Source organism: Peterkaempfera griseoplana (genome assembly GCF_001418575.1).
GTDB lineage: Bacteria > Actinomycetota > Actinomycetes > Streptomycetales > Streptomycetaceae > Peterkaempfera > Peterkaempfera griseoplana.
In genome coordinates this window covers 1-1,009 of the sequence record NZ_LIQR01000797.1, presented here as the reverse complement: position 1 = coordinate 1,009, position 1,009 = coordinate 1, and the positions used below count along the sequence as shown (strand labels likewise).

Annotated in this window: 2 pseudogenes; both read left to right on the top strand. The window is 76.7% G+C overall.

From position 1 onward, the window contains the following. Nucleotides 1-408, top strand: a pseudogene (locus AOK09_RS43025) (AAA family ATPase); the annotation flags it as partial. Nucleotides 409-410: 2 nt separating this feature from the next. After that, nucleotides 411-1,009, top strand: a pseudogene (locus tag AOK09_RS43020) (AAA family ATPase); the annotation flags it as partial.

Below are 1,009 nucleotides of genomic sequence, written 5' to 3'. Positions count from 1 at the left end.
CCTCGGCGCGGGTGAAGGGCGACGCCCGGATGGCGGAGGTGCTGCGCCGCGCGGTGCGCTCGGGGGTGACCGCGCCCACCGAGCCGTGCGTGGTGGTGCGGGGCTCCCGGCGGTGGCGCGTCCCGGCGTACGAGCTGCAGGAGATCACGGACGAGCTGCTCTCCCGGGACATCCGCTACGGCGCCGCCCGGGAGGCGCTGCCGCAGCGGATCGCGCACGCCGTCCTGGTGAAGATGGAGAACGGCGGGGAGGCCCCCGACGACCGGGTGCAGGACGCGGTGGCGCGCTCCCAGGCGGTGAAGGCCACGGTCAAGCAGATCTGGCCGCCGGTGGATCCGGTGAAGCTGGTCCACCGGCTGCTGACGGACGCGGCGTTCCTGGCGGAGTGCGCCGAGGGCGTGCTGACGANNCAGCGCACCCCGTCGCTGGGGCATGTGGTGCTGGACGAGGCGCAGGACCTCTCCCCCATGCAGTACCGGGCGGTGGGGCGCCGTTGCAGCACCGGTTCGGCGACGGTGCTGGGCGACATCGCCCAGGGCACCACTCCGTGGGCGACGGCCTCCTGGGCCGAGGCGCTGCACCATCTGGGCAAGCCGGAGACCCGGGTGGAGGAGCTCACCCGGGGCTTCCGGGTGCCGAGCGAGGTGATCGCGTACGCGTCCCGGCTGCTGCCGTCGATCGCGCCCGGGCTGGCCCCGGCGTCCTCGGTGCGCGAGACGCCCGGTGCGCTGGAGGTGCGGCCGGTGCCTCCCTCCTCCGGCGGGGAGGGGTCCGCGCCGGAGCCGCCCGACGACCTGGCCGCACTGGACCGGGCGGCGGGACTGGGTGGCCCGTGGGGCCACCCGGCGCTGGACGCGGCGGTGCTGGAGGCCTGCCGGGAGGCTCTGGAGCGGGAGGGTTCGATCGGGCTGATCGCCGCCGACGCCCGGGTCCCGGTGCTGGCCGGGGCGCTGGCGGCGGCGGGGCTGCCGTTCCTGTCCCCCGGGGAGGAGACCAGCGCGGAGGCCAG